Genomic DNA, 21,544 nt, shown 5'->3' on the forward strand with positions numbered 1-21,544 from the left:
GGCCCGATTCTAGGCCTGCCTCCTCAGCCCGGGGGCGCGGTCCCGGCGACGGCGGAACCGGGCTCCGCGACCCGACGGCGCCGGGCACCCGGAAACCGTCCGATCCCGACGAACATGCCGACCAGCGCGATCACCAGACCCAGCACGGCCTGCGGGGTCAGCGGCTCGCCGAGCACCGGGACCGCGCACAGCGCGGTCGTCGCCGGGACCAGGTTGAGCAGCGCCGACACGAACACCGTGGAGCGCCGGCGCAGCAGCAGGAACATCACGACGAACGCGCCGGCGGAGTTGACCACCCCCAGCCAGCCGACCGCGAGCCAGCCGTCCACGCCGGACGGCAGCGGGTCCACCCCGAGGAACGGCCAGGCGGCCAGGGTGGCGACCAGCGATGTCGCCATCTGGACGGCGACGCTCGTGACCACGGGCGTCCGGTCGTTGAACCGCTTCTGGTAGAGCGTGCCCGCGCTCAGCGACAGCATCCCCAGCACCGGGAAGACGACCGCGGCGCCGACCCCGCCACCGAGGTCGTCGGCCAGCACGACGTAGACGCCGGTCGCCCCGATCAGCAGGCCGACCGCGGGTGCGATGCCGATCCGGGTCGCGAGCAACAGCGGGGTCAGGAGGCCGACCAGCAGCGGCGCCATCCCGAGCACCAGGCTGGACAGCCCGGCCGGCACTCCCGACGCGAGCCCGGTGTAGACGAAGCTGAACTGGCCGACCTGCAGGAGCAGCGCGGTCACCGCGAGATGCAGCCAGGCCCGGCCCCGCGGCGGTGCCGGCCGCAGCACGGCGGCGGCAGCGAGCATCACCGCCAGGGCGATCACGAACCGCCACAGCAGCACCGCGGGGACGGCGAGGTGGCCGGTCGCGATCTTGCCGGCGATGAAGCCGGAGGCCCAGAGCGGGACGAACACCACGGCCAGCACCGGGACGAGCCATCGCGAGGAGACCACAGGCCCACTCAACGCATTGCTAATGAGATCGGCAAGCCGCCGGCGCGGGCCACTCTCCCCCGGCTACGGGTCCGCCGGTTGCCGCGGTCAGGCGCCGCCGAGCCGCCGGCCGGCCGGTGCTCGTTGCGGACGCCCGGCCGTCCACTGGTCGTAGACGGTCATCGCCGCGCCCAGCAGCGGCAGCGCGAGCAACGCCCCCACCGCCCACACGATGTCGTAGGTGCGGCCGACCCAGTCGACCAGCACCGATCCGGCCAGGACCGCACACAGGGCCGCGATCCCGCCCACGGCCACGAGCAGCCCCCGGAACACCGCACGCAGCAGCCTGATCATCGCCTTCCGCTTCCTCGTGTCGCTCCAATACCTGTAGTTGACAGCACAGTATTCTACACACGCCGATCTCAGGAGTGATCGACACCCGTGCGGGCGCCCGGGCGAACCGTTCGCCGTTCGCCCCGGCGCCACGGCCGGTGCGGAGCCGTTGACGGGAGGGAACCTGTAGTCGACAATGCAGAAATCAGGCCCCGAGTCGCCGGCCCGGCGACACGCGGTGACATGAGAGGGGGCGACCTGATGGGACTGGACCGGCTCGACGATCCCGACTACCCGGCCATGGCCATGGGGCAGGCCGCGCACCTGCTCGACGTGGAACCCGCGTTCCTGCGCAGCCTGGACAACGCCGGGGTGGTGAACCCGCACCGGTCCGCCGGCGGGCACCGCCGGTACTCGCGCCGCCAGCTCGAGCACGCGGCGCGGCTGCGGGAGCTGCTCGACGACGGCCACTCGCTCGAGTCGGCGTCCTGGATCGACCAGCTCCGCACCGACCTGGCCGACAGCCAGTCCCGGCTCACCGCCGCGTACGCCGAGGTCGAGCGCCTGAAACGCGAGCTCGACGACCGAGCCGAGCACTGCCCGACCGGCCACGAGCAGGACGGGACGGCCGGCGGCTGACACCGTCCGCGCCGCCCGTCCACGGCCCCGACGAGGACGCGACGTGAACACCGACACGATCGACCCCCACACGTTCAGCAGCACCGTCAGCACCGACGGGACCGGCACGATCGCCGCCCCCGCACCGGACACCGGCGACGACCCGGCAGCACGCTCCTGCACCGAGGCGATCCGCCGCCTGACCGCCGAGCACGCGCCCCGGATCGCCGCGGGGCAGCTGACCGCGCGCGACATCGCCGCCGCCGTCGAGTGCAGCTGGGACGACCTGCGCCGGGCGGGCGCTCCTCCGGCCTGCCTGGCCGAGTTCCTCGAACGCCTGGCCAGGGTCCGGCTCGCCGAGCTGGCAAGTTCCTCTTGACAAGAGGAAAACTACAGCACACACTACAGATATCCGAGCTTCACGAAAGGACATGAGACAGCGGCCCGACCTCCCGGATCGGCCGCTGGGAAGGGGTGGTTCGTCATGCTGATGCGGACTGATCCGTTCCGCGCACTCGACCGGCTCGCCGCGCAGGCGTTCGAGAACGCCGGGACCTGGTCGCGTCCGGCCGCCATGCCGATGGACGCCTGGCGTCACGGTGACGAGTTCCTGGTCGAGTTCGACCTGCCCGGCATCGACCCGGACGCGGTCGAGCTGTCGGTGGAGCGCAACACGCTCACGGTCAGGGCCGAGCGCAGGCCGACCGCGACCGAGGACGGCATCGAGTGGGTCGCGTCCGAGCGGGCGTACGGCGTGTACTCGCGTCAGCTGTTCCTCGGCGAGAACCTCGACACCGACAACATCCGCGCCTCCTACGACGCCGGGGTGCTGCGCATCCGGATCCCGGTCGCCGAGGCGGCCAAGCCGCGCACGATCGCCGTCGAGTCGGGTCAGTCCTCCGATCGGGCCCAGATCAAGGCCTGATCCGACCGGCCGGTCGGCACCGGCTCCGGCCCCCGGGGCCGGTGCGGACCCGCAGCCCTCCCCCGCGCGAGCGGGTGAGGATTCCGCAGGGAGGTGGTAGGGATGGCCACCGGACCCGCACCGACGCCGATCTCCGCGGCACCCGCCGGACCGGCCCGGGTTCGCCCGGACAGCCGTCCCGGTGGCGCCGTCGACGCGGTCGGGGCCCTGGTGGACGCTGTGTTCGACGAGGAGTTCGCCGCCGTGGTCGCCGCCTCCGGGCCGTGGCCGCCCGGATGCGGACGGCCGGTGCGGCTGCGCCCCCGCGCCCGTGTCCGTGTCGGCGCGCCGACGGACCGGCCGGACCCACCGTCCGGCGCCCGCGGCCACCGCACCGCGGGCGCCCCGGCCGGCGCCGCACGGCACCGGTTCCGCCCCGCCCAGCGTTCACCTCCGGCCGGCTGACACCTCCGGGTGGCCGCCGCCGTCCTCGGACTCCGCGACCCCGGCCCGGGAAGCCGGGCATCCTGCCGTCGTGCGCGGACCCGAGGACCGCGGTGGCCACCGGGGAGGTCGTACGGTGCTCGCGTGCCCGATCCCGCCCCCGATGTCGTGACGGCCTTCCGGGAGCACCGCGCCCACCTGGTCGCCGTCGGCTACCGGATGACCGGGAGCCTCGCCGACTCCGAGGACGCCGTGCAGGAGGCCTGGCTGCGCCTGTCCCGGACCGGCATTTCGGAGATCCGGGACCTGCGCGCCTGGCTGACGACGACCGTCGCCCGGCTCTGCCTGGACCGGCTGCGGTCCGCGGCCGTACGCCGCGAACAGCACGTGGGGCCGTGGCTGCCCGAACCCGTCGTCGGCGGTGCCGACCCGGCGCTGGACGCCGTGCTGCAGGCCGACGACGTCCGGATGGCGGCGATGCTCGTCCTCGAGCGGCTCACCCCGCCGCAGCGGGTGGCCTTCGTCCTGCACGAGGCACTCGACCTGCCCTTCACCGAGATCGCCGACGTGCTCGGCTGCACCGAGGCAGCGGCACGCCAGCACGCCTCGCGGGCCCGCCGGGTGATCGCCGACTCCCCCGGCCCGCCACCGGCCCCGAGCACCGAGGCGGCGGAGGTCCTGGAACGCTTCGCCGCCGCCCTGGCCACCGGCGACGCCGGCGCGGTGGCCGCGACCCTGCACCCGGAGGTCGTCTTCGTCTCCGACGGCGGCGGTGTCGTCCGCGCCGCACGCCGCCCGGTGTCCGGCGCGGACAAGGTGGCCCGGCTGCTGGTCGGGCTGGCCCGCAAGGAGGGCGTGCTCGACGGCGCCCCGGCACTGGTCAACGGAGACCCCGGGTGGATCGTGCCCGGTGGCGACGGCGCCCGTCCCGCGGTGGTCACCGCCGTGGCCGTACGGGACGGGCTGGTCGCCGGGATCTACGGGGTCCTCGACCCGTCCAAGCTGCGGCCCTGAGGCACCGCGCACGCGGCGTCGAACCCCTGGTCGGTGATGCCGAGTGCGTGGTTGCCCCGCGCCCGCATGTTCTCCACCGCGATCATCTGGGTGAGCTCCACCAGCCCCGCCCGGCCGAACTCGCGCTCGAGCACGGCGACCTGGTCGTCGGTGACGGTCATGGGCTGCGCGGTCATCGCGTCGGCGTAGGCGATCGCGAGCCGCTCGGCCGGGCTGAACAACGGGCTGGTGGCGTACTCGTCGATGTGCGCGAGCCGGTCCACGTCGAGGCCCGACAGCCGCTGCAGCATGGTGCCGAAGTCGACGCACCACGAGCAGCCGACGACGGTCGCGGTCCGGTAGACGGCGATCTCCCGGACGGTCGCGGGCAGCACCGTCGCCGCCCGCTCCCAGCCCAGCTCGCTCACCAGCGCGGCCCAGAAGAGCTTCCGGTGGTGGCGGGCGACGGCGAACGGCTCGGGGACCGAGCCGAACCGGCGGCGGGCGAGCCGGTAGACGAGGCGGCCGACGACGCCGGCCTCGGCGTCGGGGACGGCGGGAATGCGGGGCACGATGTCCTCCCGGGGTCGTGGTGTGCGCGTCATGGTGAGGACGGGACGGCCCGGCGGGTCGTGACACCACCGCCGGGTGACCCCGGTCACGTCCACCGCGGTCCGGCGGGCGGCGTGTCCGCTGTGGATCCGACGGCGGGTCGGCGAGCATCTGCCGGTGCGCGTTCGTGGGATGAGGGTCGCCGCGGTGCTGGCGGCGGTGCTGGTGCTGGCCGGGTGCGGGAGCCCCGGATCGTTCACGGACGTGCTGGACGCGGCCGTGGTCGACGCGGGGGTGGTCGCCCCCGCGTCCCCGGGCACCGGGCGGGACGGAGCGGCCGGGAACGCCGCGGCCACGCTGGCGACACTGCCGGTGAAGGGCCGCGCGCCGAAGACCGGCTACTCCCGCGAGGAGTTCGGCCGCCGCTGGGCCGACATCGACCGCGACGGCTGCGACCAGCGCAACCAGGTCCTCGCCCGGGACATGGACCGGGAGACGTTCAAGGCGGGCACGCACGACTGCGTCGTGCTGACCGGGACCCTGCGCGACGCCTACACCGGGACGACGATCGCCTTCACCCGCGGGCAGGGCAGCAGCGAGCGGGTGCAGATCGACCACGTCGTCGCGCTGTCGGACGCCTGGCAGAAGGGCGCCCGCCGGCTCGACCCGGCGACCCGGGAGCGGATCGGGAACGACCCGCTGAACCTGATCGCCGTCGACGGCCCCACGAACGGGCGCAAGGGCGACGGTGACGCCGCCACCTGGCTCCCGCCCGAGACCGGCTACCGGTGCGCCTACGTGGCCCGGCAGGTCGCGGTGAAGGCCAAGTACGGGCTGTGGGTGACCGCCGCCGAGCGGGAGGCGATCGACCGGGTCCTGCGCGGCTGCCCCGGCCGGTCCGTGCCGGGCGACGCCGATGCCGCCCGGCCCGCCGTCACCCTGCGCTGACCCGGCACAGCCGCGCGTGCCACGCGACCGCCTGCGGGTCGGTGAGCAGCGCGACCTGATCGATCACCACGCGCAGCCGGGCCCGGTCGTCCCCGGCGGCGGCCCAGTCCTCGCCGCGGGCCGGGTCGAGCACGTCCGGGCCGCGCGCGGTCAGCGCCGCGACCAGCTCGTGCAGCAGCTCGCGCTGCCGGGCCTGCATCGCCAGCCGCTGCGGGTCGCTCATCACGTAGCGGGTCGCGAGCGCCTTGAGCAGCACCACCTCGGCCTCGGCGGTGGGCGGCACGACGAGGTTCGCGCGGTGCCGGGCCAGCGGCGCGTCGCCGTAGGCGTCGAGGGTCGCGTCGGTCGCGGCGAGGGCGAACCGGCCGACCAGCTCGGAGGTCATCCGCTTCATCGCGACCAGGTCGTCGCCGGCGGCTGTGCGGACGTCGAACCCGCGCACCGCCCGGACCACCGGCAACGCGTCCAGCCGGGCCGCCGCCTCCGCGCACGCGGCCGCGTCGGCACCGAACCCGGCCGCGGCCTCGCCGGCGAGCGCCTCCCGCTCGGCCCGCGACGACAGCACAGCGAGATCCATCCGGCCGGCCAGCACCGCGTCCTCGACGTCGTGCACCGAGTAGGCCACGTCGTCGGCCCAGTCCATGACCTGCGCCTCCATCGAGCGGACGCCGGGCCGCGCGCCCACCCGCACCCACCCCAGGGCGGGCTCGTCGTCGGCGTAGGCCCCGAACTTCCGCTCCGCGCCGCGACGCGGCCACGGGTACTTGGTGGACGCGTCCAGGGTCGCCCGGGTGAGGTTGAGCCCGCCGGGGATCCGGCCGTCCCCGGACCGGGCCTTCGGTTCGAGCCGGGTCAGGATCCGCAGGGTCTGCGCGTTGCCCTCGAAGCCGCCGCACGCCGCACCGGCCTCGTCGAGGGCGCGCTCGCCGTTGTGCCCGAACGGCGGGTGGCCGATGTCGTGCGCGAGACCGGCCGCGTCGACGACGTCCGGGTCGAGACCCAGCTCCTCGGCGATCCCCCGGCCGATCTGCGCGACCTCCAGCGAGTGGGTGAGCCGGGTCCGCGGGATGCCGGTGACCTCCGCGCCCTCCCCCGGCCCGACGACCTGGGTCTTCCCGGCCAGCCGGCGCAGCGCCGCCGAGTGCAGCACCCGGGCCCGGTCCCGGGAGAACGGGCTGCGCCGCTCCACCCGGCCGCGCTCCCCCAGCCCGGAGCCCTTCGGGGGTTCGGGCTGGCGCCGCTCGGCGTCCGCCGAGGTGTAGCCGGCGTCGGAGGGGGCCGCGAGGGTCGTGGACACGGCGCTCAGCCCAGCCCGCTGCTCGCGGTGTCGACCGACGCATGGGTCAGCTCGTAGAACAGCAGCGCCCCGGTCTCCCGGTAGATGTAGCGGAACTGCGTCTCCCGGGTCTGCACGATCGGCCCGCTGCGGGTCGGCGACGTCCACGCCTCCAGCCCGGCGTCCCGGGCCATCGTGCGGGCCCGCAGGCTGTGCCACGGATCGGAGACGAGCAGCGCCGACTCCCAGCCCTGCTCGCGCGCGCTCGCCGCGACCGCCTCCAGGCTGCGGAGCGTGTCGGCGCCCTCCGGCACCGCCTCCACCGCGGTGCTCGGCACGCCCTGCTCGATCAGCCACTCCCGGCTGGCCTCCGCCTCGGTGTAGCGGTCCCCGGTCTGCCCGCCGCCGACCGTCACGATCCGCGGGGCGATCCCGTCGCGCCACAGCTGCTCGGCGTGCTTGAGCCGGGCGGCGAGCACCGCGCTCGGCTGGCCGTTGTACTGCGCCGCCCCGAGCACGACCACGGCGTCGACCGGCCGCTGGTCGTCGACCCGGGCGACCTGCCACACCCGCAGCGCGGTGACGCCGACGACCGCGACGATCATGACCATGGCGCCGACCAGCAGCCGGGCGCCCCAGGTCAGGCCCTTGCGCACGGGTCCCCGGCCGGGGGCGGGCGCCGGGCGCACCGGGGCCGGGGCGGGGCTGCCGAGCCCGCGGCGCGACGAGGGTGCGCTCATCCGCCGATCCGCCCACCGGACGCGGTCAGCGCCGACGCCGACCGGCCGGCCCGCAGCGCGATCACCTGCGCCACGATCGACACCGCCGTCTCCGCGGGGGTGCGGGCGCCCAGGTCCAGCCCGACCGGGCCGTGGATCCGGGCCAGCTGCTCCTCGGTCAGGCCCGCCGCCAGCAGCCGTTCGCGCCGGGCGGCCTGGGTGCGGCGGGAGCCGAGCGCGCCGAGGAACCCGCGGCCGTGCGCGAGGCCCTCGACCAGGATCAGGTCGAACGCCGGGTCGTGGTCGAGCAGGACCAGCACGTCGGCGTCGGTGAACGCGGCGACGGCGGCGCGGGCGTCGTCCAGGGTGGTGACGGTGCGCGCGGACCAGCCGAGCAGCCCGGCTTGCGCGTGCAGGGCGGCACCGAGCGCGCCCTCGCCGACGACGAGCATCGCGGGCACCGGCACCCACAGGTCCACCAGCACCCCGGTCCCGGCGGCGTCGACCCGCTCGGTGGCGGTGGCGCCGCGGCGCAGCAGCGCCCGGGCCGCGTCCACCGCAGCGGCGGTAACCGCCGGGTCGCCGAGGTCGCCGCGGGTCTCGGACAGGTCGGCTCCGGTCAGGACGACGGCGGCGCCGCCGTCCTCGGTCGAGAGCAGGGCCGCGGGCCGGGACGCCTCCAGGGCGTCGCCGAGCGCACCGGCGAGCTCCGCGGCGAGCGGATGCCCGACGAGGGTCGCCCCGCCGGCGCAGGCCAGCCCGGCGGCCAGCGCGGACGGCTCCGCGACCTGTGCCTCCCGGACGGCGGCGGTCCCCGCGGCGGCCTCGGCCGCCAGCGGGCGCGCGGTGTCGTCGAGCGCGCCCCGGTAGAGCAGGCCGCACACCTCGCCGTCGGCGGCGGCGAGCATCTGGCCGGACTCGACCGAGCCGAACCCGTGCCGGTCGAGGACCCGGACCACGCCGACGTCCCGGCCGCCACCGGCCCAGCGCCGCAGGGCCAGGCCCAGCTCGCGTCGCGGGTCGGCCGCCTCTCCCGTGGTGCTCACGGTCGCCAGGGTAGCGACGGGGAGCACCGGACGGCCGTCCCCGGGGCGGCCCGCCGCCGAGCCCGCGGGACGGGTGGGGGCGGGGAACCGTACGATTCCGGCAGGCGTTGAGGTGTCGTACCCGGCATACCTCGAAGTGAAGGAGTCATGGACCCCAGCGACAGTCCCGGCGCCGTCCGGTTCGTTCCCGGACGGCGACCCCGTTCCGCCCGCATGCCCCTCCGCGCCGGCGGACCCGGTGACCCGGCGGTGCCGCACCGGTGATCGGCACGATCCTCGACGTCGCGCTCGGCGTACTCGTCATCCTCGCGATCACCGCGCTGACCGGCTACTTCGTCGCCCAGGAGTTCGGCTACATGGCCGTCGACCGCTCGCGGTTGAAGGCCCGCGCGGCCGACGGAGACACCGGTGCCGTGCGCGCACTCGGCATCACCCGGCGCACCTCGTTCATGCTCTCCGGGGCCCAGCTCGGCATCACCGTCACCGGCCTGCTCGTCGGCTACGTCGCCGAGCCCCTGGTCGGCGAGGGGATCGGCGAGCTCCTCGGCGTGGTGAACGTGCCGACCGGTGTCGGTGTCGCGATCGGCACCGTGTTCGCGCTGCTGCTGTCCACCGTCGTCCAGATGGTGTTCGGCGAGCTGTTCCCGAAGAACCTCGCGATCGCCCGCCCCGAGCCGGTGGCGCGCAGGCTCGCCCTGTCCACCACGATCTACCTGGCGGCCTTCGGCTGGATCGTCACCGTCTTCGATGCCGCCTCCAACCTGCTGCTGCGGGCGCTGCGGATCGAGCCGGTGCACGACGTCGAGCACTCGGCGACCCCGCGCGACCTCGAGGCGATCATCGACGACTCGAAGGACTCCGGGGACCTCGATCCGGAGCTCGCCGTGCTCCTCGACCGGGCGGTGGACTTCACCGACCGCACCGCGCGGGCCGCGATGATCCCCCGGCCCCGGGTGTCGTGGGTCCGCGACGACGCGACCGTGGAGAGCCTGATCGGCCAGATGGCCGTCCAGCACTCCCGCTACCCCGTCCTCGGCGCGCCTCCGGAGGCCTCCGACCCGGAGAACACGCTCGAGCTGGTCGGTGTCGTCTGCCTGAAGGACGTGCTGGACCTGTCCGCGCGGCTCGGCGGCCGGTCCTTCCACGACGTGCGGGTCGCCGAGCTCATGCGGGCGCCGGTGCTGGTGCCGTCGTCGCTGCCGCTGCCCCAGGTGCTCGCCCGGCTGCGCGCCGAGGGCGAGGAGCTGGCCTGCGTGCTCGACGAGTACGGCGGGCTGGCCGGCGTCATCACCGTCGAGGACGTCGCCGAGGAGCTGGTCGGCGAGATCACCGACGAGCACGACCAGGCCGGGACCGACCGGGCCACCGCGGCCGGCGACGGCTGGGTCGTCCCCGGCGACCGGCACGTCGACGAGGTCGGCAGGCTCATCGACGCCGACCTCCCGGAGGGCGACTACCAGACCGTCGGCGGCCTGGTCATGGCCGAGCTGCAGCGGCTCCCCGACGCCGGGGACGCCGTCGTGGTCACCATCCCGGCCGACAACCCGGACGACGACGACCGGGCGCTGCGCCTGACCGTGCGGGAGGTCGCCCGGCGCGTCCCCTCGTCGGTGCACATCGTCTGGACCGCATCGGAGCCCGCATGAGCGTCATCTCGATCATCGTGTCGATCGCACTGGTCGGGGCGAGCGCGTTCTTCGTGGCCGTCGAGTTCGCGCTCGTCGCCGCCCGGAACTACCGGCTGGAGGAGGCCGCGCAGGACTCCGCGGCGGCCCGTGCCGCGCTCCGCAGTGCGCGCGACCTGTCGCTGCTGCTGGCCGGCTCCCAGCTGGGCATCACGCTGTGCACGCTGGGCCTCGGCGCGGTCGCGAAACCCGCCGTCGACCACGCTCTGCAGCCGGTCCTGACGGGCTGGGGGCTGGCCTCGGGCGTCGCCACGGTCGTGTCGTTCGTCCTGTCGCTGGTCGTGGTCACCTTCGTCCACCTGGTCGTCGGCGAGATGGCGCCGAAGTCCTGGGCGATCTCGCACCCGGAGCGGTCGGCCATCATGCTGGCGCTGCCGATGCGCGGGTTCATGGTGCTGACCCGGCCGCTGCTGGTGGCGCTGAACGGGCTGGCGAACCGCTGCCTGCGCGCCGTCGGCGTCGAACCGGTGGACGAGATGGTCTCCGGGCGCAACGCCGACGACCTGCGCCAGCTCGTCGACCACTCGGCGCGCACCGGCGCGCTCGACCAGGAGCGGCGCGACCAGCTCGTCACCGCCCTGGAGCTCGAACGCACCCCGGTGCGGGAGCTGGCCCACGAGCCGTCCGGTGTCCGGGCCGACGACGACGTCACGGCCGTCCAGGACACCGCCCGCCGGACCGGGCACCTGCGGTTGATCGTCCGCGACGGCGATACGCCGATCGGGTACGTGCACGTCCGCGACACCCTCACCCGCGACCCGGGCACCCGGGCCCGGGACCTCATGCGGCCGGTGCTCGCCCTGCCCGCCGACACCCCGTACCACGCCGCGGTCAACACGATGCGCGACCAGCGCGCGCACCTGGCGCTGGTGCAGGACGGCGGCCGGCTGATCGGCATCGTCACCCTGTCCGACCTGGTGGAGCGGCTGCTCCCCGAGCCGGCGTAGGCCGTCCCCCGGACCGGGCACACCGGCTGCGCCCGGTCCGGGATCGTCCTAGCCTGGGCCGGTTCGTACGTCCCGTGGGAGGGCCCACCATGACCGCACCGTCGCTCCGTCCGGCCGAGCTGGACGACACCGCGCTGGCGAAGGTGAAGCAGCTCGAGGACCGGATCGGCAAGCCGCTCGTGGCCTACCGTGCGGAGTCGCCGTACGCGGACCTCACCGAGGAGCAGCTCGCCGAGGTGCGCCGCGCCGAGTCCGAGCTGGGCGTCCAGCTGCTGGCCTTCCGGCCGTGATCCCCGCGGCGGCTCAGCAGCCGATCAGGCGCGCCGCCAGGTAGGACTCGACCTGGTCCAGGGCGATCCGCTCCTGGGCCATGCTGTCCCGCTCGCGGATCGTCACGGCCTGGTCGGTGAGCGTGTCGAAGTCGACCGTGATGCAGAACGGCGTGCCGATCTCGTCCTGGCGCCGGTAACGGCGGCCGATCGCGCCGGCGTCGTCGAACTCGACGTTCCAGTTCCGCCGCAGCTGCGTGGCCAGGTCCTTCGCCTTCGGCGACAGGTCGGCGTTGCGCGACAGCGGCAGCACCGCGGCCTTCACCGGGGCCAGCCTGCGGTCCAGCCGCAGCACGGTCCGCTTGTCCACGCCGCCCTTCGCGTTCGGCGCCTCGTCCTCGGTGTAGGCCTCGATGAGGAACGCCATCATCGACCGGCCGACGCCCGCCGCCGGCTCGATCACGTACGGCCGGTAGCGGGTGTCGGTGGCCTGGTCGTAGAACGACAGGTCGACGCCCGAGTGGTTCGAGTGCGTGGTGAGGTCGAAGTCGGTGCGGTTCGCGATGCCCTCGAGCTCGCCCCACTCCTGCCCGGTGAAGTTGAACCGGTACTCGATGTCGACGGTGCGCTTCGAGTAGTGGGACAGCTTCTCCTTCGGGTGCTCGTAGTGCCGCAGGTTCGCCGGGTCGATACCGAGGTCGGTGTACCAGCGGGTGCGCTCGTCGATCCAGTACTGGTGCAGCTCCTCGTCGCTGCCCGGCTCGACGAAGTACTCCATCTCCATCTGCTCGAACTCGCGGGTCCGGAAGATGAAGTTGCCCGGGGTGATCTCGTTGCGGAAGCTCTTGCCGATCTGGCCGATGCCGAACGGCGGCTTCTTCCGGGACGTGGTCTGCACGTTGAGGAAGTTCACGAAGATGCCCTGCGCGGTCTCCGGGCGCAGGTAGTGCAGGCCCTCCTCGGACTCCACCGGGCCGAGGAAGGTCTTCAGCATCATGTTGAACTCGCGCGGATCGGTGTACTGGCCGCGGGTACCGCAGTTCGGGCACGGCACCTCGGAGAGGTCGTTCGGGTCGGCCTGCTCCGGGTCGCGGCCCTTGCGCTCGGCGAACTCCTCGGCCAGCTGGTCGGCGCGGAAGCGCTTGTGACACGAGGTGCACTCGACCAGCGGGTCGGTGAACGCGTTGACGTGGCCGGAGGCGACCCAGGTCTGCCGGGGCAGGATGACCGACGAGTCCAGGCCGACGACGTCCTCCCGGCCGGTGACCATCGCGCGCCACCACTGCCGCTTGATGTTGTCCTTCAGCTCGACGCCCAGCGGGCCGTAGTCCCACGCCGACCGGGTACCGCCGTAGATCTCGCCGGAGGCGAAGACGAATCCGCGCCGCTTCGTCAGCGCGACGATGGTCTCGATCTTGGCGGAGGTCGGCTTGCTGGCCACAGCGGTACTCCAGGACGTGGTTCGGGCTCTCCCACCGGCGGAGGTGCCCAGGTGGGCGTCCCAGGTTACCGACCCGCCACGACGGCACCTCCCCCGCCCGCACCGCGCCCGACCCTGCGGGCGCCCGTGCCGTCCACGGCCGGCCCGGTGACGCCCGCTCCGAACAGCGCGGCCGCGGTGCTCGCCGCCCCGGCCCGACATCGACGCGCCCCCGTCCCCGAGACGCACGGATTCGCCCCCGATGGGGCCAGAACGTGCCGATCGACCGAACCCGGACGATCGACATGCACGCTCCCGCCCCGGAGAGGGCCGAACCGTGCTGATCGCCCCAACCCCGGCGCCCGAGACGCACGCTCCCGCCCCGAACGGGGCCAGAACGTGCTGATCGACCCGGCCTCGGTGCTCGAGACGCACACTTCCGCCCCGGGCGGGGCCGGAACGTGCTGATCGGTGACGCGGCCCCGATCGAGGCGCCCTCGTCGTCCCGGACGGCGCGGTGCCACTGCCACCCGGTAGCTCGGCGCCCGGCGCGGACAGGGCGCCCGGCGAGCCGACAGGGCACCGCCGCGTCGACCGGGCGCCCGACGAGCCGACTCGGCAGCCGTGACCAGGGCCGAGCCCCGCGAACGAGCCAGCGACCACCGCCGAGCACGCCACCGGACGAGCCACGCCGCTCGCGCCTCGACGTCCGTCCGACCACGGGCGCGATTGCTCAGGGCGTGAGCAGGCTGGGGTGGTGCTCGGGCCGCCCGCCCGGGGCCACCGTCAGGCGGGTCTCGTGGGTCGACTCCGTGGTCGTGTCGGCCTCGGCGAGGAGCGGGTGGACGTGCTCGCGCACCTCGAACGGGCCCAGGGCGCGGCGGTAGGCGTCGACCGAGTCGAACCGGACGACCAGCACCCACTGCGCGGCGTCCTCGATCGCGCAGCCCAGCTCGCCTCCGCGGCAGCCCGGCTGCGCGGCCAGGAGCTCCAGCGCGCGGGCGGCCCGCCCGGTGAACTCCGGCACGCGGGACGGGGACACGGTGAACCGGCAGACCAGCAGCACGGCGCGACGATAACGAACACGCCTACCATGACGGGTGCGGCCGGCACGGCTCGAGACGGTGCCGGGGGTGTGGCCGCCGCCCCCGGGGACGGGACGGTCACGACATGTCAGCCGCGGCGGAGACCCGTGCCCCCGACGACCGCGCCGGGGACCACCCTCCGGCGCCCGCACCCGGCCCGGTCCGCGACCAGCGCACCCTGGCCGCGGCCGGTGACCTGCTGCGCGCGCTGGCGGCGCCGGTCCGGATCGCGATCGTGCTGCAGCTCCTGGAACACTCCCGCTGCGTGCACGACCTGGTCGACGCGCTCGGCGTCACCCAGCCGCTGATCAGCCAGCACCTGCGGGTGCTGAAGGCGGCCGGGGTCGTCGAGGGCGAGCGCAAGGGCCGCGAGGTGCGGTACTCGCTGGTGGACGACCATCTCGCCCACATCGTGGTGGACGCCGTGGCACACGTGGAGGAGGAGACGTGACCGATCAGGCGGTGCAGGACGGACCGGCGCGGTCCACGGCCGGGCCGCGCGGGATCCGGGCGACCCGGCAGCGGGCCGCCGTGACCGCGCTGCTCGACCGGATCGAGGACTTCCGCTCGGCCCAGGAGATCCACGAGGAGCTCCGCCGGGCGGGGGAGGGCATCGGGCTCACCACGGTCTACCGAACCCTGCAGACCCTCGCCGACGGCGGCGAGGTCGACGTGCTGCGCACGGCGTCCGGCGAGGCCGTCTACCGGCGGTGCGAGACCGAGCACCACCACCATCACCTGGTGTGCCGGCGGTGCGGCGCCGCCGTCGAGATCGAGGGGCCCGCCGTCGAGTCGTGGGCCCAGTCGGTCGCCGACCAGCACGGCTACACCGACCTGTCGCACACCTGCGAGATCTTCGGGCTGTGCGGGAACTGCACCGCGGCCCGGGACGCCTGACTCAGCGGTCGCAGCCCGCGGGACCTGCGGTCTCCCCCAGCCCGAACGGGTCCGCCGGGCGCGGGTCGGGGGTGGGTGACCACCGCCCGCCGACGATCGCGTACGTCCACTCCGGACCACGCCGGACCAGCCGGTTCAGCGCGGTGACCAGCCGGTCGACGTCGTCGGCGGTGGTGCGCAGGCCCAGGCTGACCCGGACCGCGTCCCGCCCGCCGGTGAGCCGCTCCAGCAGCGGGTGCGCGCAGAACCGGCCGTCGCGCACCCCGATGCCGTGCTCGGCCGACAGCGCCGCCGCGACCAGCCCGGACGGCAGGTCGTCGAGGACGAACGACACGGTCGCGGTCCGGTCGGCGGCCTCGCCGGGGTCGGTGGCGAAGCAGGACAGGACCCGCAGCCCGGGCACGCGCGCCAGACCGGCGTGCAGCCGGGCCGCCAGCTCCCGCTCGTGCGCGGGCACGACGTCGTCGACGATCGGGTCGAGCGCCCGGCACGCGGCGCCCAGCGCGGCCGCGCCCAGCACGTTCGGCGTGCCGCCCTCGTGCCGCTGCGGCGCGGGCAGCCACGCCGTCCCGGCGCGCCCGTCCTCGACGGTCACCGCGCGGACCGCGCCGCCGCCTGCCACGTGCGGCTCCGCGGCGTCCAGCCAGTCCCGGCGCCCGACGAGGGCGCCGGCGCCGTACGGCGCGTAGAGCTTGTGCCCGGACAGCGCGACGTAGTTGGCTCCCCACCCGGCGAGGTCGACGCGGCGGTGCGGGGCGAGCTGCGCGGCGTCCACGCACACCCGGGCGCCCGCGGCGTGCGCGATCTCCACGATCCGCGCGACCGGCAGCAGCTCCCCGGTCACGTTGGACGCCCCGGTCACCGCGACCAGGGCCGCGTCCGGCCGGGCGGCCAGCTCGGCGCGCAGCGCGTCCAGGGTCGCGGTGATCGTCCGGGCGGCGCGGACGACCCGGTGCTCGCCGTCGCGCCAGGCCAGCAGCGTCGCGTGGTGCTCCAGGTCCAGGGTGACGACCGGGCCCGGCACCGCCCGGGCGAGCAGGCCGAGCGCGTCGGTGGTGTTGCGGGTGAACACGACGCAGTCGTCCGGCCGGGCCCGGACGAAGCGGGCGACGTCGGCCCGGGCGCTCTCCACCAGCGACGTGCAGACCCGGGAGGTCCAGCCGGCGCCACGGTGCACGCTGCCGTAGTACGGCAACACCTCGGCGACGTGCGCGGCGACGGCCTCCAGCGCCGGCGCCGACGCCGCGGAGTCGAGGTCGCAGTAGCGGACCCGGGTGCCGTCGACGAGCGGGACGGTCAGCTCGGCACCCACCACGCGCGGCAGCGCGGTGGCACGGGCGGCGGTGGTGCGGACGGCGTCCTGCAGCAGGACAGCGGTCATGATCCGGCCTCCGGATCTCAGGGATCCGGCGCGCTCGCTACGGCCCGGATCCGCGCTTGCCGGCCGCGGGTGTCGCGGCGGCCCGGTCATCACCCGGGGCACCCCACCGCGGAGGAGGGTTGCCGGCCAGCAAGCCGGGGCTTCACGCTGGCACTCGTGACCTTCGGGCGAAGACGCTAGCACGACCCGGCCGCCGCCCCGGCGAGGTCTGCGTCACAGATCGTCCCGGTCCCGTGCGGGAGGAGCTGGAAGCGGTGAGCGTCAGCGACCGCCGTGCATCAGCCGTCCACCAGCTCCGCGCGCATGCTCGACGCCGACGACACCACGAGCATCAGCAGCGTCCCCATCGGCTGCTCGTCCAGCCCGCTGGCCGGGAACGCGTAGCGCAGCGTCACGTCCCAGCCACGCTCGCCGCGCACCACCCGCGGGGTGCCGAACAGGCCCTCGCCGACGCCGAGCCCGACCCGGTGCGGGACGTCGTGGCCCGGGTCGTCGGCGACCGGCAGGTCCCACGCGACCACGCAGGTGATGTTGAGGACCGGCAGGCCTTCCTCCAGCTCGGTGCCCTGGACCACGCACAGCACGCCGCCGTGGGCGAAGGTGAGCGCCCCGTCGTCGTCGACCTGGACGTCGTGGAAGCGCTCCAGCGCACCGCGCGCGGTATCCAGCATCCCGGCGATCACGTCGGTGGTCACGAGCTGACCCCCGCAGCGCCGGTGTCCATGCCTGCGCTCCGCTCGGTATCGATGCTCGCTCCGCCTGCGCTCCGCTCGGTATCGACGCTCGCTCCGCCTGCGCTCCGCTCGGTATCGATGCTCGCTCCGCCTGCGCTCCGCTCGGAAGCCCCACCGAACCGCCGGTCCCGCCGCGCGTAGATCTCGATGGCCTGCCAGATGTGCCGGCGGTCGAAGTCCGGGAACAGCGTGTCCAGGAAGACCATCTCGGCGTAGGCGCTCTGCCAGAGCAGGAAGTTCGACGTCCGCTGCTCCCCGGACGACCGCACGAACAGGTCGACGTCGGGCATGTCCGGCTCGTCGAGGTGGCGGGCCAGCATCCGCTCGTCGATCCGGTCGGGGTTGATCCGGCCCTCGGCGGCCAGCCGGGCGATCTGGCGGACCGAGTCGACGATCTCGGCCCGGCCGCCGTAGTTCACGCACATGGTCAGGTTGAGGACGTCGTTGTGCTTCGTCTTCTCCTCGGCGACCTCGAGCTCCTTGATCACCGAACGCCAGAGCCGCGGACGCCGGCCGGCCCACCGGACCCGCACGCCCATCGCGTGCATCTCGTCCACCCGGCGGCGGATGACGTCGCGGTTGAAGCCCATCAGGAACCGGACCTCGTCCGGGCTGCGCCGCCAGTTCTCGGTGGAGAACGCGTACGCCGACAGCCACTGCACGCCGACGTCGATGCAGCCGCGGGCGACGTCCATCAGGGACGCCTCGCCCCGCTTGTGGCCCTCCGTGCGGGGCAGCCCGCGGGCGTTGGCCCAGCGGCCGTTGCCGTCCATCACGAGGGCGATGTGACGCGGCACCAGCTCCGGCGGGACGGCCGGCGGCCGCGCGCCGGACGGGTGCGGCGGGGGTGGCTGGAACGGCACGTCCTCACCCTACGTCCGCGCCCGCCCCGCACCGTGCGCGAGGGTCCGCGCTCAGATCCGGAAGCGCTCGTCGGGCTCCTCCCGCTCCGGCCAGGCCGGCACGTCCGGGTCCTCGAGGCGTGCGATCGTCTCCCGCAGCGACCGCATGCCGCGGTGCCCCTGCACCCGGTCGGCCTCGGAGATCGGGTCGGACTCCTCCGGGCGGATCACCGGGAGCATCGGGATGGCCGGCCACTCGCCGTTCTCGGTGCGGGCCCGGACCTGGCGTATGGCGCGGGTCGGGCCGTCGGGCGGGGACTCGGGGAGCACCTCGGTCCGCACCGGGATCTGCTGGGTGGGCGGGACCGGGATCTGCTCGGTGGGGGCGGGGAGCCTGCGGGTGGGCTCGGTCCGGCCGCCACCGTCGCGCGGGGTGTGAGGTCGGTTCACGACTACCTCTCCGTCGACGGGCTGGGGGTCCCCTCGATCACGGGATCGTAACGAGCCCCCGCCGCGGCCCGCCGGGCGGAGCGGCGGTCCACGAGCGGCAGCGAGCGCAGCTGCCGCTCCAGGTGCCACTGCAGGTGCGCCGCCACCAGCCCGCTGGCCTCGCGGCGGGTCGGCGCGCCGGACGCGTCCGCGGTGGCCCAGTCGCCGTGCAGCAGGGCCTCCAGCAGCGCGACCGTCTCGGCGGCCGGGGTGACCGAGCCGGGCGGCCGGCACCGCGGGCACACCATCCCGCCCCCGGCGACGGTGAACGCCCGGTGCGGCCCCGGGGTCGCGCAGCGGGCGCAGTCCGACAGCGACGGCGCCCACCCGGCGTGGCTCATCGCCCGCAGCAGGAACGCGTCGAGCACCAGCGCCGGCTCGCGGACGCCGTCGGCCAGCGCCCGGGTCGCGCCCAGCAGCAGCAGGTACACCCGCAGCGCCGGCTCCCCCTCCTCGGACACCAGCCGGTCGGCGGTCTCCAGGATCGCGCAACCGCACGAGTAGGCCGACCAGTCGGCGACGACGGCGGGCGCGAACGCGTCGACGGTCTGGGCCTGGGTGACGACGTCGAGCGTGCGGCCGGTGTAGCACTGGACGTCGACGTGGTTGAACGGCTCCAGCCGCGCACCCCACCGCGACCGGGTCCGTCGGACGCCCTTGGCCACCACCCGGATCTTGCCGCGCTGCTTGGTCAGCAGCGTGATGATCCGGTCGGCCTCGCCGAGCTTCTGCACGCGCAGCACCATGCCGGTGTCGCGGTAGAGCTGGGCCATCCACCCAGCCTAGAACGTCCTCAGAAGCCCAGCTTGCGCAGCTGCTTGGGGTCCCGCTGCCAGTTCTCCGCGATCTTCACGTGCAGGTCGAGGTACACCCGGGTGCCCAGCAGCTTCTCGATCTGCCGGCGGGCGTCCGACCCGACCTGCTTGAGCCGCGCGCCGCCGCGGCCGATCACGATGCCCTTCTGCGACGTCCGCTCGACGAAGATGATCGCGTGGATCTCGAGGAGGTTCTCCTTCTCGATCATCTCCTCGACGACGACGGCGATCGAGTGCGGCAGCTCGTCCCGCACGCCCTCCAGCGCCGCCTCGCGGACGAGCTCGGCGATCAGGGTCTCCTCGGGCTCGTCGGTGAGGTCGCCGTCCGGGTAGAGCTGCGGGCCCTCCGGCAGCTGCGCGACCAGCAGGTCCGCCAGCAGCGCCACCTGGAACCCGGACCGCGCCGAGGTCGGCACGACCTCGGTGAAGTCCATCAGCGCGGCGACCTCGGCGAGCCGCTCGGCCACCTGCTCCGGCCGCGCGAGGTCGGTCTTGGTGACGACCGCGATCACCGGGGTGTGCGCGGCGACCTTGCGCAGCTCGTCGGCGATGAACCGGTCGCCCCGGCCGACCTTCTCGTCGGCCGGCACGCAGAACCCGACGACGTCGACCTCGGCCCACGTCTCCCGGACCAGGTCGTTGAGCCGGGACCCGAGCAGGGTACGCGGCCGGTGCAGCCCGGGGGTGTCGACCAGCACGATCTGCGCGTCGTCGCGGTGCACGATGCCGCGGATCGCGTGCCGCGTGGTCTGCGGCCGCGACGACGTGATCGCGATCTTCTGGCCGACCAGGGCGTTGGTCAGGGTGGACTTGCCGGCGTTGGGCCGCCCGACGAAGCAGGCGAACCCGGACCGGAAGCCGTCGGGGTCGTGCCCGCCCACCCCGGTGCCGGTCACGCCGCGCCCAGCCGGCCCAGGATCTCGCGCCCGATCGGCAGCGCCGCGGTCGCCGCCGGGGACGGCGCGTTGAGCACGTGCAGGATCGAGCCGGCCCGGCCCGCGCCGTCCGGGCCCGGCTGGTCGAGGAACAGGAAGTCGTCGACCAGGGTGCCGTCGGCCTTCACCGCCTGGGCGCGGACGCCCGCGCCGGCCGGGTGCAGGTCCTCGGCCCGCACGTCGGGCAGCATCCGCTGGATCTGGCGGACCATGGCCTTGCGCGACAGCGAGCGCTGCACCTCGCCGATGCCGTAGCGCCAGTGCCGCTGGGCGACCTTGAGCATGCCCGGGTAGGTGAGGGTCCCGAGCAGCTCCTTCGGCTTGATCGTCCTCCAGTCGTAGCCTTCGCGGGCCATCGCCAGGACGGCGTTCGGGCCGGCGTGCACGTGGCCGTCGATGCCGCGGGTGGCGTGCACCCCGAGGAACGGGAACGCCGGGTCCGGCACCGGGTAGATCAGCCCGCGGACCAGCGACGCGGCCCGTTCGGAGAACCCGGAGTACTCGCCGCGGAACGGGATGATCCGCACGCCGGGGTCGGCGCCGGCGAGCCGGGCGAGCTCGTCGCAGCGCAGCCCGCCGCAGACCACGACCCGGGTGCCGAGCAGGTCACCGGCGTCGGTGCGCACGACCACGTCCGAGGGCCGCCGGGCGAACCCGGTGACGCTGCGGCCCAGGTGCACCTCGCCGCCGTCCTTCTCGACCAGCTCGCCGAGCTTCTCGGCGATCGCGCGGTAGTCGCAGATGCCGGTCGAGGGCACCCACAGCGCGGCGAGGCCGCGGACGTCCGGCTCGTACTCGGCGATGCCGTGCTCGTCGAGCCGGTGGTTCTCGACGCCGTTGGCGGTGCCGCGGCGGGCCAGCTCGTCGAGCCGGGGCAGCTCCTCCGGCTCGGTCGCGACGACGAGCTTGCCGCACACCTGGTGCGGCAGGTCGTGCTCGCGGCAGAACGCGACGGTCTCGGCGCACCCGGCCACCGCGAGGCGGGCCTTGTAGCCGCCCGGCGCGTAGTAGAGGCCCGAGTGGATGACGTTGGAGTTGTTGCCCGTCTGGTGGTTCGCCAGCCGCGGCTCCCGCTCGACGACGGCGACGCTCAGCCCGTTCGCCGTCGCGGCGTACGCGGTGGCCAGCCCGACGATCCCGCCGCCGACGACCACGAGGTCGTAGGACGGTGTCGCGGGCAGTCCCCCGGCGGGACGGTCACTTCCTGCCATCGGTCATCCTCCTCCGGCCCCGTGCCCGGGACCGTTCTCCAGCTCGTCGTGCTCCCGCGGGGAGCGGTG

The 21,544-nt window shown here is 74.7% G+C and carries 26 protein-coding genes and 1 riboswitch; of the genes, 11 read left to right on the plus strand and 15 right to left on the minus strand.

Going from position 1 to position 21,544, the window contains the following annotated elements; genetic code table 11:
• Positions 1-23: 23 nt before the first annotated feature.
• Positions 24-953 (minus strand): DMT family transporter, encoded by a 930-nt coding sequence (locus tag H7X46_RS19165; protein ID WP_186360713.1) that lies wholly within the window; start codon positions 951-953, stop codon positions 24-26.
• A gap of 87 nt (positions 954-1,040) precedes the next feature.
• Entirely contained in the window at positions 1,041-1,286 is a 246-nt protein-coding gene (locus tag H7X46_RS19170; protein WP_186360714.1) for a hypothetical protein, read from the minus strand.
• 222 nt (positions 1,287-1,508) lie between these two features.
• Between H7X46_RS19170 and H7X46_RS19175 the strand changes: the two genes are divergently transcribed.
• The 5 genes from H7X46_RS19175 (at position 1,509) to sigJ (ending at position 4,245) form a co-directional block, all read left to right on the plus strand.
• The gene (locus tag H7X46_RS19175) at positions 1,509-1,904 is read left to right on the plus strand and encodes a helix-turn-helix domain-containing protein (RefSeq protein ID WP_370588855.1); all 396 of its coding nucleotides are present in this window, start codon (positions 1,509-1,511) and stop codon (positions 1,902-1,904) included.
• Positions 1,905-1,947: 43 nt separating this feature from the next.
• Positions 1,948-2,262 carry a hypothetical protein gene (locus H7X46_RS19180; protein ID WP_186360715.1) on the plus strand — a complete coding sequence of 105 codons (315 nt, stop codon included), beginning with the start codon at positions 1,948-1,950 and terminating at the stop codon, positions 2,260-2,262.
• A gap of 105 nt (positions 2,263-2,367) precedes the next feature.
• Positions 2,368-2,808: an Hsp20/alpha crystallin family protein gene (locus H7X46_RS19185; protein ID WP_186360716.1), complete on the plus strand. Its 441-nt coding sequence runs from the start codon at positions 2,368-2,370 to the stop codon at positions 2,806-2,808.
• A 102-nt stretch (positions 2,809-2,910) separates the two neighbouring features.
• Positions 2,911-3,252 carry a hypothetical protein gene (locus H7X46_RS19190; RefSeq protein ID WP_186360717.1) on the plus strand — a complete coding sequence of 114 codons (342 nt, stop codon included), beginning with the start codon at positions 2,911-2,913 and terminating at the stop codon, positions 3,250-3,252.
• 123 nt (positions 3,253-3,375) lie between these two features.
• A complete protein-coding gene (gene sigJ / locus H7X46_RS19195; RefSeq protein WP_186360718.1) occupies positions 3,376-4,245 on the plus strand; it encodes an RNA polymerase sigma factor SigJ in 870 nt (289 codons plus the stop codon).
• Here sigJ and H7X46_RS19200 read toward each other — a convergent pair.
• Positions 4,209-4,796 (minus strand): carboxymuconolactone decarboxylase family protein, encoded by a 588-nt coding sequence (locus H7X46_RS19200; RefSeq protein WP_186360719.1) that lies wholly within the window; start codon positions 4,794-4,796, stop codon positions 4,209-4,211. The genes sigJ and H7X46_RS19200 overlap by 37 nt on opposite strands.
• A gap of 157 nt (positions 4,797-4,953) precedes the next feature.
• Here H7X46_RS19200 and H7X46_RS19205 point away from each other — a divergent pair, with 157 nt between their 5' ends.
• On the plus strand, positions 4,954-5,724 hold the full coding sequence (locus H7X46_RS19205; protein WP_370588856.1) for an HNH endonuclease family protein: 771 nt from the start codon (positions 4,954-4,956) through the stop codon (positions 5,722-5,724).
• On the opposite strand, the gene H7X46_RS19210 is transcribed toward H7X46_RS19205, so the two are convergent.
• From H7X46_RS19210 to H7X46_RS19220, 3 genes are all read right to left on the minus strand, one after another.
• On the minus strand, positions 5,711-7,021 hold the full coding sequence (locus H7X46_RS19210) for a deoxyguanosinetriphosphate triphosphohydrolase (RefSeq protein WP_186360721.1): 1,311 nt from the start codon (positions 7,019-7,021) through the stop codon (positions 5,711-5,713). The genes H7X46_RS19205 and H7X46_RS19210 overlap by 14 nt on opposite strands.
• A gap of 5 nt (positions 7,022-7,026) precedes the next feature.
• Entirely contained in the window at positions 7,027-7,611 is a 585-nt protein-coding gene (locus H7X46_RS19215; RefSeq protein ID WP_255426706.1) for a YdcF family protein, read from the minus strand.
• A gap of 125 nt (positions 7,612-7,736) precedes the next feature.
• Positions 7,737-8,765 carry an XdhC family protein gene (locus H7X46_RS19220; protein ID WP_370588857.1) on the minus strand — a complete coding sequence of 343 codons (1,029 nt, stop codon included), beginning with the start codon at positions 8,763-8,765 and terminating at the stop codon, positions 7,737-7,739.
• 260 nt (positions 8,766-9,025) lie between these two features.
• Between H7X46_RS19220 and H7X46_RS30810 the strand changes: the two genes are divergently transcribed.
• The 3 genes from H7X46_RS30810 (at position 9,026) to H7X46_RS19235 (ending at position 11,687) form a co-directional block, all read left to right on the plus strand.
• Positions 9,026-10,411, plus strand: coding sequence for a hemolysin family protein (locus H7X46_RS30810; protein ID WP_186360723.1), 1,386 nt, complete (start codon positions 9,026-9,028; stop codon positions 10,409-10,411).
• Positions 10,408-11,397, plus strand: a complete 990-nt coding sequence (locus H7X46_RS19230) for a CNNM domain-containing protein (protein ID WP_186360724.1) — start codon at positions 10,408-10,410, stop codon at positions 11,395-11,397. Before H7X46_RS30810 ends, H7X46_RS19230 begins: the two co-directional genes overlap by 4 nt.
• Positions 11,398-11,486: 89 nt before the next feature.
• Positions 11,487-11,687 carry a hypothetical protein gene (locus tag H7X46_RS19235; protein ID WP_186360725.1) on the plus strand — a complete coding sequence of 67 codons (201 nt, stop codon included), beginning with the start codon at positions 11,487-11,489 and terminating at the stop codon, positions 11,685-11,687.
• A 13-nt stretch (positions 11,688-11,700) separates the two neighbouring features.
• On the opposite strand, the gene H7X46_RS19240 is transcribed toward H7X46_RS19235, so the two are convergent.
• Both H7X46_RS19240 and H7X46_RS19245 read right to left on the minus strand, forming a co-directional pair.
• Positions 11,701-13,107: a glycine--tRNA ligase gene (locus H7X46_RS19240; protein WP_186360726.1), complete on the minus strand. Its 1,407-nt coding sequence runs from the start codon at positions 13,105-13,107 to the stop codon at positions 11,701-11,703.
• A 712-nt stretch (positions 13,108-13,819) separates the two neighbouring features.
• Complete coding sequence (locus H7X46_RS19245; RefSeq protein ID WP_186360727.1) at positions 13,820-14,152, minus strand: antibiotic biosynthesis monooxygenase; 333 nt, start codon at positions 14,150-14,152, stop codon at positions 13,820-13,822.
• Between the two features lie 104 nt (positions 14,153-14,256).
• On the opposite strand from H7X46_RS19245, the gene H7X46_RS19250 reads away from it, so the two are divergent.
• Entirely contained in the window at positions 14,257-14,622 is a 366-nt protein-coding gene (locus tag H7X46_RS19250) for a helix-turn-helix transcriptional regulator (RefSeq protein ID WP_186360728.1), read from the plus strand.
• On the plus strand, positions 14,619-15,068 hold the full coding sequence (locus tag H7X46_RS19255; RefSeq protein ID WP_370588858.1) for a Fur family transcriptional regulator: 450 nt from the start codon (positions 14,619-14,621) through the stop codon (positions 15,066-15,068). The genes H7X46_RS19250 and H7X46_RS19255 overlap by 4 nt, the downstream gene beginning before the upstream one ends.
• Before the next feature lies 1 nt (position 15,069).
• On the opposite strand, the gene H7X46_RS19260 is transcribed toward H7X46_RS19255, so the two are convergent.
• From H7X46_RS19260 to lhgO, 7 genes are all read right to left on the minus strand, one after another.
• On the minus strand, positions 15,070-16,449 hold the full coding sequence (locus H7X46_RS19260) for an aminotransferase class V-fold PLP-dependent enzyme (RefSeq protein ID WP_186360729.1): 1,380 nt from the start codon (positions 16,447-16,449) through the stop codon (positions 15,070-15,072).
• A 47-nt stretch (positions 16,450-16,496) separates the two neighbouring features.
• A riboswitch (SAM riboswitch) is annotated at positions 16,497-16,611 on the minus strand.
• 116 nt (positions 16,612-16,727) lie between these two features.
• The gene (locus H7X46_RS19265; protein WP_370588859.1) at positions 16,728-17,144 is read right to left on the minus strand and encodes a hypothetical protein; all 417 of its coding nucleotides are present in this window, start codon (positions 17,142-17,144) and stop codon (positions 16,728-16,730) included.
• A complete protein-coding gene (locus tag H7X46_RS19270; RefSeq protein ID WP_370588860.1) occupies positions 17,141-18,046 on the minus strand; it encodes an isoprenyl transferase in 906 nt (301 codons plus the stop codon). Before H7X46_RS19270 ends, H7X46_RS19265 begins: the two co-directional genes overlap by 4 nt.
• Before the next feature lie 51 nt (positions 18,047-18,097).
• On the minus strand, positions 18,098-18,475 hold the full coding sequence (locus H7X46_RS19275; protein ID WP_186360730.1) for a hypothetical protein: 378 nt from the start codon (positions 18,473-18,475) through the stop codon (positions 18,098-18,100).
• Positions 18,476-18,477: 2 nt separating this feature from the next.
• Positions 18,478-19,287 carry a DNA repair protein RecO gene (gene recO / locus H7X46_RS19280; RefSeq protein ID WP_186360731.1) on the minus strand — a complete coding sequence of 270 codons (810 nt, stop codon included), beginning with the start codon at positions 19,285-19,287 and terminating at the stop codon, positions 18,478-18,480.
• Between the two features lie 20 nt (positions 19,288-19,307).
• Positions 19,308-20,225: a GTPase Era gene (gene era / locus H7X46_RS19285; RefSeq protein ID WP_370588861.1), complete on the minus strand. Its 918-nt coding sequence runs from the start codon at positions 20,223-20,225 to the stop codon at positions 19,308-19,310.
• On the minus strand, positions 20,222-21,475 hold the full coding sequence (lhgO, locus tag H7X46_RS19290; protein ID WP_186360732.1) for an L-2-hydroxyglutarate oxidase: 1,254 nt from the start codon (positions 21,473-21,475) through the stop codon (positions 20,222-20,224). Before lhgO ends, era begins: the two co-directional genes overlap by 4 nt.
• Positions 21,476-21,544 lie beyond the last annotated feature (69 nt).

This window comes from Pseudonocardia sp. C8 (assembly GCF_014267175.1).
GTDB lineage: Bacteria > Actinomycetota > Actinomycetes > Mycobacteriales > Pseudonocardiaceae > Pseudonocardia.